Here is a 12,585-nt window from a genome sequence, read left to right as displayed (position 1 = left end):
CGGTCTCGAATCATGCCGTCTATGCGGGGGTCCCCGGCGAGGGGCGCTCGGGTGCCCGGTCAGCGCATCCGGAGGGCGAGCAGGAAGTCCACCCGCTCCTCCAGGGAGTTGAGCGACCGCCCGGTCAGCTCCTCGATGCGCTTCAGGCGATAGCGCAGCGTGTTGACGTGGACGTGCAGCCGGTCGGCCGTCGCCGCCCAGGAGCCCGACTCCGCCAGGAAGGTCTCCAGCGTCTCGACCAGATCCGTCTGGTTGGCCGCGTCGTACTCCTCGAGGCGGCCGAGCAGGCGGGCGCGGAACGACCGGCGCAGGTCGCCGGGGATGGCCGCGAGCAGCGACCGGTACGAGCTGACGTCGTCGGCGGTCATCGCGCTGACCCGGTCCCGGCCCAGCGCGGCCAGCTTGCGCGCGTTGCGCGCCTCCTCGATGAGGCTGCTCAGCCCGGCGGGACCGGTGGTCACGCTGCTCAGCCCGAGCGAGATCCTGGCGTCGCCGAGCCCCGCCTCGAGCGCCCGCGCGCCGCGCAGCACGTGCTCGGCGATCTCGGCGGCGGTGTTCCCCGCGAGCGGGACGAGCGCGACCGCCTCCCCGTCCTCGCGCGCCGTGGCCACGCCAGGCGCGAGCGGGCGCAGCAGCTCGTCGAGCACGGCGGCGCCCACCTCGTCCGCCCGCTCCACGCCCTCGATCCGCAGCGTCGCCGCGAGCAGCCCGTGCTCGGTCTCGACGTGCAGCGTGTGCAGCCGCGAGACGACGCCGGGCAGGTTGGCCTCGCCCGAGCCGAGCAGGTCGAGGAGCTGGTCGAACACCCGCCGCTCGATCCGCTGCGCGGCCTCGAGGCGGGACCGCTCCAGGGCCACGAGGGCGGCCAGCTCCACGATCAGGTCCTCGTGCTCGCCGCCGGCCCCCGTCTGCTCCCCGGCGTACGCGAGGAACCAGTTGGCGATGCGGTGCGGCGCGCCCTTGCTCACCGGGAAGACCGAGAGCAGCGAGCCGTCCTCGCGGGCGGAGATGCCGGGCAGGAACCGCGCCGACAGGAACGCGTGCGCGAGCCGGGCGCGGTCGTCGGCCGCGAGCGGCTGCGACCCCACGATCACCCGGCCGGTGGCCGACATCACCCAGCAGGGCACGTCCAGCTCCCCGGCGACGGCGGTGACCAGCTTGGTCAGGCTGCCGCCGTCCACGAGCACGCTCGCCAGCCTGCGCCTGGAGCCCTGGAGACCGCGCGGCGCCGCGCCGAGCTCGTCGATCAGGCGGCGCAGGACGTACTCGGTGACCGAGCTGAACGGCACGTCGACCGACAGGCACAGCAGCGGCAGACCGGCCTCGGCGCAGGCGTCGATCAGGTCGGCGGGCGGCACCTTCAGCGCCGTGCCCGAGCAGAGCGCGGTCACCCCCACCCGTACGAGCGCCGAGACGAACGCGCGCGAAGACGCGGCCCCGTCGTGCCAGGTCAGCTCGGTGAGGACCAGCTCTCCCGGTTTGACGAACCTGGCCGGGTCGGGCAGGTCGGTCGTGGCAACGCCGCGTACCCGCCGGTCCAGCAGGTCGTGGCCGGTCAGGACCTTCAACCCCAGATGGTCGACCTGGCACAGGTCCCGCAGCCGCATCTCTCCCGATCCTGTAGCCGTCCGAATTGCCCCGTCGAATGCCCTATCGAGAGTATCGGCAGCTCAGACGGGCCAGACCTCCCGCCGCCAGGCGGCGTCCCAGAACATCCATTCGTACCGGGCGGTGGTGGTGGCGTTCGCGAGCAGCCGCCCGCGCTCGTCGCCGGTCAGGCCGGCCGCGACCTCGTCCAGCAGGTCGAGCACGCCCGCGACGGTCTCCTGGTACTCCTCGCCGCCGTACGTCTGGATCCACCAGGCGTACAGCGGGTCGGGGGAGGAGCGGCGGAGCAGGGTCTCGCCGACCCGGGCGTAGATCCAGTAGCAGGGCACGATCGCCCCGAGCGCCTCGGCGAAGGTGCCGAGGTGGCAGGCGCGCAGCAGGTACGACCCGTAGCCGAGCGCGGTCGGCGGGGCGGGGTGGCGGCGCGCCTCCGCCTCTCCGATGCCGAACGCGTTGAGCAGCTCCACGTGCAGGCTGTGCTCGACCTCGACGGTGCGGGCGGCGTCGGCGGCGAAACGCTGGACGGTCGCCGGGTCGGGGGCCTTGACGGCGCAGGCCGCCAGCGCACGCGCGTAGTCGGGCAGGAAGTGCGCCTCCTGGAGGACGAATTGCCGGAAGACCTCCTTGGGGAGGGACCCGTCGGTCAGCCCGGTGAGGAACGGGTGGGCCAGGATCTCGTGGTAGATCCCGTCCATCGCCCGCCACAGCTCGTCGCGGAAGGCACGCATCCGCCGATGCTATCCGGCCCGCCGCGTCGCCCTCCGTCGAGCCGCCGACCGGCCGATCCGGCCGTCGACGGGCGGGCCGGGATGCGGGACCTGCCCCGAGTCGGACACTAGATCCAGCCCTGGCGGGCGGCCTGTACGCCGAGCTGGAAGCGTGTCTGGGCGCCCAGGATCTCCTGGAGCCGGGCGATCCTGCGGGCGACGGTGCGCTCGCTGACGCCGAGCTCGCGGGCGATGGACTCGTCGGTGAGCCCGGCGCTGAGATAGCCGAGCAGCCGGCGCGCCTCGGGGGTGGGGCCGGCGTCGATCTCGTCGGGCTCCACGTCGGCGGCGAGCGGCACCGCCATCCGCCAGAAGGACTCGAACATCCCGGCGAGCCCGTTCAGGAGGCCCGACGGCCGGACCACGAGGGCGTGCCGCCGCCGCGTGTTCCCCCTGAAGATCAGCAGGGCCTCGCGGTCGTCGCCGACGAGCATGTGGAGGGAGACGTCGGGGAACACCCGGGCCTGCTGGCCCGCGTCCACGCAGGTGCGCAGGGCGGCGAGGGCGGCGGGCCTGCGGAGGATCTCGGCTCCGTAGACCGCCCGGATGGCGACGCCGCGGGCCAGCGCCTCAAGGGTGCCCGCCGCCACCCGCGGGGTCTCGGCGGGGCGCCCGACCGGGCCGATGACCAGTGCCCGCACCTCGTGCTCGGCCTGGTCGAGCAGCCTGCGCTGCATCGCCGTCGTGCCCTGCGAGGTGGTGACGGTCTCGAGGTAGCTCGCCGACGGCTGGTGGTCGTGCCAGAACCGGGCCAGGACGGCGGCGCTCTCCCTGGCCAGCAGGGCCTCACGCGCGCGGCGCTCGGCGTACGACTCCAGGGCGCTGAGCGGGGGGAGCGGCGACACGTGCCCGTCGGCGACGGCGACCAGCCCGAGGGACTCCAGCTCGGCCAGCGCCTGACCGACCTCCGCCCGGCTGATCTCCTGGCGCAGCGAGGGCAGGTTCTCCACGGGGCTCTCACCGGCCTCGGCCAGGGAGAAGTAGATCGCTTCCGCCGTGGGTGAGACGCCGAGGGCCTGCAGGGGCTTCACCGTGTCGCTCACCTTCCCCGAGCCGATCTCGGATCTCACCGAGGGTTCCGCGGATATCTCTGTTTGTCATATTCCGGACATGCCGGATCATGACATGTCAGGAACGTTCACAATTCGTGTCAGCGGTCTGGAGACTTTCGCCAAGTGCGTCCCCGTCGAAGGAGCCCCCTTGCGCAAGCCCCTGGCCCTGCTGGCCGCCGCCGCTGTCGCCGCCGCCTTCGCGATCAGTGCCCCCACCTCGGCGCAGGCGACCTCGCCCACCGCCGCCCTCGAGAACGCCATCAACTCCCTGCACGTCGACGACGCCACCAAGGCCCGCTACCTCGACACCGTGAAGACCCTGCCGTCCGACTGGCAGGAGCGGGCCGCCCGGTTCAAGGCCGGGCTCGGCGTCACCGGGTCGTCCTGGAACGACCTGGCCCTTTCGGCGATCGACCCGAACGACTACCAGTGCGCCGACACCACCCTGACCGCGTGGCTCGACCAGCGGCTCGAAGGCGCCGACTTCGGCACCATCCTGATCGTCGTACTGCTCGGCGGCCTGGACGTGCCCGCCTACGACGCGCTGCTCTTCAAGTCGGGCGACGACCCGCAGAGCTACGGCGAGAACGGCGAGTACACCACGACCGTCACCCACGAACTGCGTGACCTGAAGAAGTTCTGGGACATCAAGTCCGACGACATCCGCGGCGTCGCCATGCACAGCGACACCCTCAAGGACGCCGACCGCACCGCCCGCGTCCTCGAGGTGCTGTGGGGCCTGCCCGCCGGTGAGGGCAAGGACCTGGCCGACCTGCTGATCGAGGTGCTGGCCGCCGACCCGGTGCTCAACGCGGACAACCCGATCTTCACCTTCAACGCCTTCGCCTTCACCGCCGAGGGCGACCCCGACCCGATCGTGCAGGGCATCCCCGACAAGATCATCATGGGCGACGGCATCATGAAGGGCATGACCTCGATCGGCCTGGGCGACGTGGCCACCAGGTCCATCCTGAGCCACGAGTTCGGCCACCACGTCCAGTTCGAGGACGGCCTCTTCGACAGCCCGCTCACCGGCCCCGAGGCCACCCGGCGCACCGAGCTCATGGCCGACGCCTTCGCCGGTTACTTCCTGACCCACAAGCGCGGCGGCACGCTGAACGCCAAGCGCCTGCTTCCCGCGGTCCAGTCCTTCTTCGAGGTGGGCGACTGCGCCTTCGACAACAACGGTCACCACGGCACGCCGAACCAGCGGCTGGCCAGCTCCTCGTGGGCGGTCGGACTGGCCCAGGACGAGCAGAAGAAGGGCCACATCATGCCCTCGCGGACCTTCGCCACCCTGTTCGACGCCCAGCTCCCGGTGATCGTCAAGCCGGACGCCCACTGACCCCCTGAGGAGACCGGGCACGGAGACCGGCGGCGCGCGCGGGCCCGCACCAGAGGGTGAGGGCACGCTCGACGTCGCCGGGACCGGGGTGCTCGTCCGCCCAGGCGATGTACCCGTCGGGGCGGACGAGCAGCGACGCGGCGCCCGGCCTGGACGGGGCGACCCGGACGACCCTGTCGTCCCAGCCGTCCGGCGCCGGGGCGTCGGTGACGAGCACGAACAGGCCGCCCCGCAGCGCCTCGTGCAGGCGGCCGCCTCCGGCGAGGGGGACGTCGGGGGCGCGCATCCCGGTCCACCGGTGCGCGCCGGCCGGCGCGGCGTACCGGATGCCGAGGCCGGACAACATGTTCAGGGCGACCCGGCGGCGCAGGGGCGGGACGCGCGTCACCCCGGCGCTCACGAGGTCGCGCAGCCCGCGCGACGCGGGGGAGCGGAGCAGGGCCAGCCGGGTCAGCGCGCCGCTGGTGCGCAGCACGGTCCGGCCCACCGGAAGCCGCTCGCTCTGGTAGGTCTCCAGCAGGCCCGGCCGGGCCCATCCCCGTACGGCGGCGGCCAGCTTCCAGCTCAGGTTCGCGGCGTCCTGGAGCCCGGTGTTCATGCCCTGGCCGCCCGCGGGCGAGTGGACGTGCGCGGCGTCGCCGACGAGGAACACCCTCCCGGCCCGGTAGCGGCCGGCCTGCCGCTCGTCGCTGTGGAAGCGTGACATCCAGCGCGGATCGTGCATGCCGAAGTCGGTGCCGTAACACTCGCGGGTCAGCCGCCGCAGCTCCTCGAAGTCGACCGGGGCGTCGTCGGGGAGGTCGCCGTTGCGGTGGTCGCGGCCGATGATCCGGTACCAGCCGTCGCCGAAGGGGACGATGAAGACGAACCCCTCGCGTACGCCGTTCACCGACAGCAGGTCCTTCGGCTTCTCGGTGAGCCTGACGTCGGCCAGCATCACCGAGCGGGCGACGGGCCGGCCGGGGAAGGGGATGCCGGCGGCCGCGCGCACCGCGCTGCGGACGCCGTCCGCCCCGACCAGGTACGACGCGCGCAGGGTCGCGGCCGTCCCGTCCGGCCGTCGGACACGCACGTCCACGCCGTCCCCGTCCTGATCGAAGCCGGTGAACTCGTGGCCGGACAGCAGCTCGGCCCCGCTGTCGCGGAGGCGTCCGGCCAGCAGCCGCTCGATCTCGTACTGCGGGGTGATCAGCATGAACGGGAACCGGCCCGGGAGGTCGGTCATGCCGATCACGGCGTGGTTCCAGATCATCAGGCCGGGAACCGTGGTGCCGGAGGCGAGCGCCCGCTCGGCCAGGCCGCGCGCGTCGAGCAGCTCCAGCGTCCTGGCGTGTACGGCGAAGGCGCGGGTGAGGGGCGACTCGGCGGTGCGGCGCTCGATCACGGCGACGCGGACCCCGGCGCGGGCGAGGTCTCCGGCGAGCAGCATCCCGGCCGGTCCCGCGCCCACGACGGCGACGTCGGTCGTCAGGTCGGCGGTCGTCCCTGTGGTCGTCCCTGTGGTCGTCTCTGTGGTCATGAGGTTCGCTCCTTGGCTGACAGGGCCCGCAGGACGAGGGCCACATGTGCGTCGATGTCGAACGCGTCGGCGGGCCGCCCCTCGGCGGGGGCGACGAGCATGACGTTCAGCAGGGCGTGGATCACCAGGGGCGCGACGAACAGCCGGGCGGCGGCGTCCAGGTCGACGTCGCCGACCAGCTCCGCGCGGCGGGCGGCGGCCAGCAGGTCGCGCGCCCTGTGCAACGCGCGCTCCGGCACCGCCCGGCGGAACGTCTCGCCGATGTGCGGGAGCCTCGGCGTCTCCGCGACGACGATCCGGGCGAGCTCGATGTAGTCGCGCTCGACGAGCTCGGCCAGGAGGTGCCGCGCGAAGTGGCGCAGCTCGTCCTCGAGTTCCGAGGGCGTGGCCGGGGCGGGCCGGTCGGCGGGGCCGGGGTCCTCCGGTGTGGTGATGAGGTGTTCGAGCACGTCGGCGAGGATCGCCTCCTTGCTCGGATAACGCGTGTACAGCGTCTCCTTGGAGACCCCGGCCTCCTTGGCCAGGCTGGCCGTGCTCACCTCGGCGTACCCGTGCCGCAGGAACAGCGTCCGCGCGGCGGCGCGGATCTGGCGCACCTTGGGGTCGTCGTCCATCGTGTCTCTGTCCACCGCGCCTCTGTCCCATCGCCGAGCCGAATCACCGGTCGCCTTGCCCTGGTCGCATCGTCGAACCGAACCGTACGGTTCGACAGTAACTCGCGAGCCGGGCACCGGCAAGCCCCTCTCTCGATTGCCCGCTCCCGGTCGCCCCTTCCATCCGGGGTCACCGGATGCTGCGACGCCTCGGTAGTGGCGGGCGCGAGCCGATCGTCAGCGTTCCTCTCGGGGGTCGCCGCCGCTCCAGTCCCAGCTCGTGATCGTCGTGCGCATCAGGCGGGCGGCGGTCGACAGGTGGCTGTCGGCGCCCCAGTACAGGGTGACCCCGCGACGGCAGTCGGGGCTGTCGACGGCGATCCAGGCGACGGGGAGAGACGCCGCGCTGCGGCGGGCGAAGGCGGGGACGAGACCGATGCCGAGTCCCGCGCTGATCAGCTGCGCGATGGCCGCGGGCTCGTCGCTCTCGCAGACGATCTTCGGGGTGATGCCTCTCGCGGCGAAGAGCCGATCGAGCAGCCGGCGCAACCAGTGCCCCTTTCGGGCGGTGATGAAGGACTGGTCGGCGAGTTCGCCGACGCTCACGGACGTACGGCCCGCGAGCGGGTGATTGAATGGGATGCCCACCCCCACCGCCTCGTCGAACAACTGCGCCGACTCCAGGCCTTCGGCGTTGATGGGCTGCGAGGCGACACACAGATCGACGTCCTGGGCGCGCAGACGACGGGCCATGTCCTCGGCCAGGGACCAGTGGAGCTCGATCTCGACGGAGGGATGGGCTCGCTTGTAGGCCGCCAGCGGCCCGGTGAGGGTGAGGAAGGTCTCCGACGCCAGTCTCACGGTGCCGAGGCCCTCGCTGGTGGCCTCGGCGACGGCGCGCCGTCCGGCCTCGAGCTCGCCGAGGGAACGTTCGACGTGATCGCGGAAGATCTTGCCCGCGTCGTTGAGCCGGAGCCGGCCGCTCCGGTCGAACAGCGGTGTGCCCAGTTCGCCCTCCAACCGGGCGATGGTGCGGCTCAGCGACGGCTGGGCGATGTGAAGCTCGTCGGCTGCCCGGCTGAGGTGCTCCAGTCGCGCCACCACCAGGAACTGCTTGAGCGCGTTCAGGTCCATCATGACTCCCCGGACATAACGGCATAGCAATATTGATCTTAGACAAGATAACTCCTGAGCCATAGCCTCGGGGCCGTTCACGAATGAGAACCCGATGGAGGAGGGGGCCACATGCCCACCGTGGCCGCGCGCCGGACGACACCCACGGGGTGGACGCTGCGGGCCGTCGTCAGCGCGCACATGGTGGCGATCGCCGGCCAGCCGGTGTTCGCCGGGGTCTATCTGACCGGTGACTACGACGCCTTGAGCTTGCACACGGCCGGTGCGAACGTCACCACCTCCATCGCATACCTACAGGTGATCGTCGCGATCGTGGTCTGGGTCCGATCGCGTCAGCCCTGGCCGTTCCTTGCCACGTCGGCTGTGGTCGCGGCCGAGACGGTGCAGTATTTCGCCGGGTTGGACGGGGCGCTGTGGTTGCACCTCCCCTTGGGGGTGACGACCGTCGCCGCTGTCGTCGTGCAGTTCATCGACGTGTGGCGGCGCCCCCTGCTGCGCAAGGGGGCCGAGAATGCGTAGCGGCCGTGGCGTGACCAGGCGGCGGGCGCTGGGCATCGGCGGGGCGCTCGGGCTGGTGGCAGCCACCGGGCTGACGAGCGCGGCGGCGCTGGCCCGCCGGCCGCCGGCGACGGGCGCCGAGCTGCGCGGCGCCGTACCGCTGCGGCCCCCGTTCCAGGTGCCGCTGCCGATCCCCGGCGTGCTGAAGCCGGTCGGCACCTCCGGCGGCGTCGACCGTTACGAGATCACCCAGCGCGAAGCGAGCGTGGAGATCCTGCCCGGCGTCAGGACGCCGATGTGGACGTACGACGGGACGTTCCCGGGGCCGACGATCGAGTCGCGCCGCGGCCGGCCGGTCACCGTGTCACACCGCAACGAGCTGCCCGTCCCGACGGTCGTGCACCTGCACGGCGGCCGGACTCCGGCGGGCTCCGACGGGTACCCGACCGACCTCGTGCTGCCCGCCGGCCGGCAGGAGACCGCCATGCACATGGGGCACGGTTCCGAGCACGGCATGCACGACCCGCGGGCCGTGGTGACCGAGCTGACGCGGGACTACGCCTTTCCACTGGACCAGCGGCCCACGCTGCTGTGGTACCACGACCACCGGATGGACTTCACGGCCCCCGCGATCTGGCGGGGCCTGGCCGGGCTGCACATCGTGCGCGACGACGCCGAGGACGCCCTCGGTCTGCCCGCCGGGCCGCGCGAGCTGCCCCTCATGATCGCCGACCGGGCGTTCGCCGCCGACGGCGGCCTCGCCTATCCCGCCCTCGACCCCACCCTGCGCGTACGCCCCGGCGTCCGCGAGCCGTACCTCGCCGGGGTCCTCGGCGACGTCATCCTGGTCAACGGCGCGCCGTGGCCGGTGCACGAGGTCGACGCGGCCCGCTACCGGCTGCGCGTCCTCAACGGCTCCAACGCCCGCCACTACGAACTCGAAGCGGTCACCGACGACGGACGCCGCCTCGACCTCGTCCAGGTCGGCGCCGACCAGGGGCTCCTCGCCGCCCCGGTCACCCACAAGACGCTGCCGATCGCACCCGCCGAACGTTACGACGTGGTCGTCGACTTCTCCGGCGTCCCGATCGGCGGCCGTGTCAGGGTGGTCAACCGGCTCGGCTCCGGCCGTACCCGGGACGTGATGGCCTTCCGGGTCGCGCGCAAGGTCGCCGACGACAGCCGCATCCCGGGCACCCTGTCCACCGACCTGCCCGACTGGCGGCGCTCGGACGCCGTCAGGGTGCGCGAGTTCGCCTTCCGCGCGGGGCGGACGCACGGGGGCCGCGGCTGGCTGATCGGCGGCCTGCCGTTCGACCCCGCCCGCACCGACGTCACCGCCCGGCTCGGCGACGTCGAGGTCTGGCGGCTCATCGCCGACGTCCACCATCCCGTCCACCTGCACCTGGTCGGCTTCCGGGTGCTCTCGCGCGGCGGCCGGCCGCCGCTGGCCCACGACGCGGGACTCAAGGACACCGTCTCGCTACGACCCGGCGAAGCCGTGGAGATCATCACCCGGTTCGACGGCTATCGCGGCCGCTACCTCTTCCACTGCCACAACGCCGAGCACGAGGACATGGGCATGATGGCCAACCTCGAGATCATCTAGGAGCACGGCCTTGAGTGCCCCCGGCGCCGTCAACATCGGAGCGAGCCTCGCCGACGCACTGCTGCCGGACCTCCGCCGAAAAAACCGAGTCGCGGTTCTTGAGTACCGCCCTACGAAGCGGGGGAGGCCGCCTCGTCCTCGGCGGCGGGCAGCTCACGCTGCAGCGCCTCCGCCTGGTGGCGCAGGTGGTCGAGCATGGCCTTGGCGGCGGGGGTGAGGGGGCGGGCCTCGGGCAGCGTCACGCCGACCGAGCGCCGTACGGACGCGAGCGGCACCGGCAGCTCCGCGAGCCGGTCGTCCGTCCGCACGAGCAGGGCGGGCAGCGCCGCGATCATGTCCGTGGCGAGGAGGAGCGAGCGGATCGTCAGGATCGAGGTGCACTCCACCCGGTTCTCCGGCATCGGCAGCCCCTGGCGCTGGAAGACCTGCTCCAGCTCGTGCTTCAGGGCGGTCTGCTCCAGCGGGAGGATCCACGGGTACGCGAGCAGCTCCGGGAGCGTACGGGCCCGCTGGGCGGGGTGCCCGGCGCGGGCGACCAGCAGGGTCGGCTCGTTGTAGAGGGGGATCTGGTGGAGGCCCGGCCGGCCCTCGATGGGGTTGAGCCGGCCGAGGATCAGGTCGGTGCCCCCGTCCACCAGCCGGGGGACGAGCGAGTCGAAGGTGCCCTCCCGGACGATCACCGTGATGCCGGGCCGTTCGGCCTTGAGCGCGGCGATCGAGCGGGGCAGCAGGACGTTGGTGGCGGCCAGGAGGGTGCCGACGGTGACGGTCCCGGTCTCGCCGTCCGCGAGGCCGGCGATCCGGTCGCCCGCCCGGCGCAGCTCGGCCTGTACGGCACGGGCGTGGTCGATGAACGCCTCGCCGAAGAGGGTGGGCGTGACGCCGCGCGGGCCGCGCCGGAACAGCTCCACGCCGAGGATCTGCTCCACCTCCCGCAGCCCGCGCGTCACGGCGGGCTGCGCCAGGTGGAGATGTTCGGCGGCGCGCAGGACGCTGCCGTGCTCGGCGATGGTCGTCACGAGCACGAGGTGCCGGAGCTTGAGCCGGCCGCTCAGCAGGTCCAGCGGTCGGGATATCACCGCCACATCATATAAGTCCTAAAAACAGGACCTATTTTGATATATCCGCAGATGTGGCGGGCTGAGCGGCGGCGGGCGCGTCGCCCAGGCGCTCGGCGTCGTTGCGCGGGATCACCAGCGCGGCGACCAGGCTGACGGCGGCGATCGCGGTCAGGTACGCGGTGATCGACAACGAGGTCCCGGCGGCCGCGTACAGCGAGGCCGCGATGAGCGGGGTGATGCCGCCGCCCAGCAGCGAGGCGAGCTGGTAGGCGACCGACGTGCCCGAGTAGCGGATGGCCACGGGGAAGAAGCTGGCGGTGAGCGTGCCCTGCGGGGCGTGGGTCATCGACAACACGGCCCCCATCGCGACCATGAACACCGCGATGAGGGCGGTGTTGCCGGTGTCGATGATCCGGAGGATCGCCACGGCGCCCAGCAGCAGGACCACCGACCCCCACGTGAACATCGCGCGCAGCCCGCGGCGGTCGCCGATGTGCGCCCACACCGGCGCGGTGACCAGCCACACGGCGGCGCCGCCGATCACGCACACCAGCAGGAACGTGCGGGACAGGCCCACCTCGGTCTCGCCGTAGTTGAGGATGTAGACCATGAAGATGTAGGAGACCGCGCTGTTGCCGATGATCACCCCGATGGTGTGGACCACCTGGCGCCAGTGGTCGCGCAGCACGATCGCGATCGGCAGCCTGGCCGGCTTGCGGCGCTCGACGAGGTTCTCGTACGCGGGGCTCTCCTCGATGCGCAGCCGCAGATAGAGCCCGACGAGCACCAGCACGACGCTGAGCAGGAACGGCACCCGCCAGCCCCACGACAGGAAGCTCTCCTCGCTGAGCAGCGACGACGTGCTCAGGAAGACGACGTTGGCGGCGAGCATCCCGGCGGGCGTGCCCATCATGGGGAAGGCGCCGAAGAGCCCCCGGCGGCCCTTGGGCGCGTGTTCCATGGTCAGCACCACGGCCCCGCCCAGCTCGCCGCCGAGCCCGATGCCCTGGGCGACGCGCATCACGACGAGGAGCACGGCCGCCCACACGCCGAGGGTGTCGTACGTCGGGAGCAGGCCGATCAGCGTGGTGCCGATTCCCATGATCAGCAGCGACACGACCAGCGTGTTGCGCCGCCCGATGCGGTCGCCGAAATGGCCGAAGACGATGCCGCCGAGGGGACGGGCGAGGAAGCCCACGGTCATGGTGCCGAACGACGCGATCGAGCCGGCGACCGGGTCCATGGCCGGGAAGAACTGTTTGTTGAAGACCAGCGCGGCTGCCGTGCCGTACAGGAAGAAGTCGTACCACTCGATGGTCGTGCCGATGAAGGCCGCCCACGAGACGCGGCGCGCGGCCTGGCGGCGGTCTGTGTCCATATAACACCTGTGCTTTCGGAT

General features: G+C 72.2%; 11 protein-coding genes. 3 read left to right on the top strand and 8 right to left on the bottom strand.

Features of this window, described 5'->3' with window-relative positions; genetic code table 11:
- Positions 1–59: 59 nt before the first annotated feature.
- From AWQ70_RS04385 to AWQ70_RS04375, 3 genes are all read right to left on the bottom strand, one after another.
- Complete coding sequence (locus AWQ70_RS04385) at positions 60–1,607, bottom strand: PucR family transcriptional regulator (protein ID WP_067170555.1); 1,548 nt, start codon at positions 1,605–1,607, stop codon at positions 60–62.
- Positions 1,608–1,670: 63 nt separating this feature from the next.
- A complete protein-coding gene (tenA, locus tag AWQ70_RS04380; RefSeq protein WP_067170552.1) occupies positions 1,671–2,336 on the bottom strand; it encodes a thiaminase II in 666 nt (221 codons plus the stop codon).
- A 107-nt stretch (positions 2,337–2,443) separates the two neighbouring features.
- Positions 2,444–3,445: a helix-turn-helix transcriptional regulator gene (locus AWQ70_RS04375; RefSeq protein ID WP_067170549.1), complete on the bottom strand. Its 1,002-nt coding sequence runs from the start codon at positions 3,443–3,445 to the stop codon at positions 2,444–2,446.
- Between the two features lie 130 nt (positions 3,446–3,575).
- On the opposite strand from AWQ70_RS04375, the gene AWQ70_RS04370 reads away from it, so the two are divergent.
- Positions 3,576–4,772, top strand: a complete 1,197-nt coding sequence (locus AWQ70_RS04370) for a neutral zinc metallopeptidase (RefSeq protein WP_067170545.1) — start codon at positions 3,576–3,578, stop codon at positions 4,770–4,772.
- On the opposite strand, the gene AWQ70_RS04365 is transcribed toward AWQ70_RS04370, so the two are convergent.
- From AWQ70_RS04365 to AWQ70_RS04355, 3 genes are all read right to left on the bottom strand, one after another.
- Positions 4,753–6,291, bottom strand: a complete 1,539-nt coding sequence (locus AWQ70_RS04365; RefSeq protein ID WP_067170542.1) for an FAD-dependent monooxygenase — start codon at positions 6,289–6,291, stop codon at positions 4,753–4,755. The two genes, AWQ70_RS04370 and AWQ70_RS04365, sit on opposite strands and share 20 nt — an antisense overlap.
- A complete protein-coding gene (locus AWQ70_RS04360; protein WP_157529876.1) occupies positions 6,288–6,920 on the bottom strand; it encodes a TetR/AcrR family transcriptional regulator in 633 nt (210 codons plus the stop codon). The genes AWQ70_RS04365 and AWQ70_RS04360 overlap by 4 nt, the downstream gene beginning before the upstream one ends.
- A 201-nt stretch (positions 6,921–7,121) precedes the next feature.
- The gene (locus AWQ70_RS04355) at positions 7,122–8,021 is read right to left on the bottom strand and encodes a LysR family transcriptional regulator (RefSeq protein ID WP_245646721.1); all 900 of its coding nucleotides are present in this window, start codon (positions 8,019–8,021) and stop codon (positions 7,122–7,124) included.
- A 108-nt stretch (positions 8,022–8,129) separates the two neighbouring features.
- Between AWQ70_RS04355 and AWQ70_RS04350 the strand changes: the two genes are divergently transcribed.
- Together AWQ70_RS04350 and AWQ70_RS04345 are read left to right on the top strand one after the other, a co-directional pair.
- On the top strand, positions 8,130–8,537 hold the full coding sequence (locus AWQ70_RS04350; protein ID WP_067170534.1) for a hypothetical protein: 408 nt from the start codon (positions 8,130–8,132) through the stop codon (positions 8,535–8,537).
- Positions 8,530–10,125: a multicopper oxidase family protein gene (locus tag AWQ70_RS04345; protein ID WP_067170532.1), complete on the top strand. Its 1,596-nt coding sequence runs from the start codon at positions 8,530–8,532 to the stop codon at positions 10,123–10,125. The genes AWQ70_RS04350 and AWQ70_RS04345 overlap by 8 nt, the downstream gene beginning before the upstream one ends.
- Before the next feature lie 110 nt (positions 10,126–10,235).
- Here AWQ70_RS04345 and AWQ70_RS04340 read toward each other — a convergent pair whose 3' ends face one another.
- Positions 10,236–11,204 (bottom strand): LysR substrate-binding domain-containing protein, encoded by a 969-nt coding sequence (locus tag AWQ70_RS04340; RefSeq protein ID WP_245646719.1) that lies wholly within the window; start codon positions 11,202–11,204, stop codon positions 10,236–10,238.
- Positions 11,205–11,235: 31 nt separating this feature from the next.
- Positions 11,236–12,564: an MFS transporter gene (locus tag AWQ70_RS04335; RefSeq protein ID WP_067170528.1), complete on the bottom strand. Its 1,329-nt coding sequence runs from the start codon at positions 12,562–12,564 to the stop codon at positions 11,236–11,238.
- Positions 12,565–12,585 lie beyond the last annotated feature (21 nt).

It is taken from the genome of Microtetraspora niveoalba (genome assembly GCF_001570405.1).
Taxonomy (GTDB): domain Bacteria; phylum Actinomycetota; class Actinomycetes; order Streptosporangiales; family Streptosporangiaceae; genus Microtetraspora; species Microtetraspora niveoalba.
Note: the sequence above shows the minus strand (reverse complement) of the source record. Positions and strands in the feature narration are given on the sequence as shown.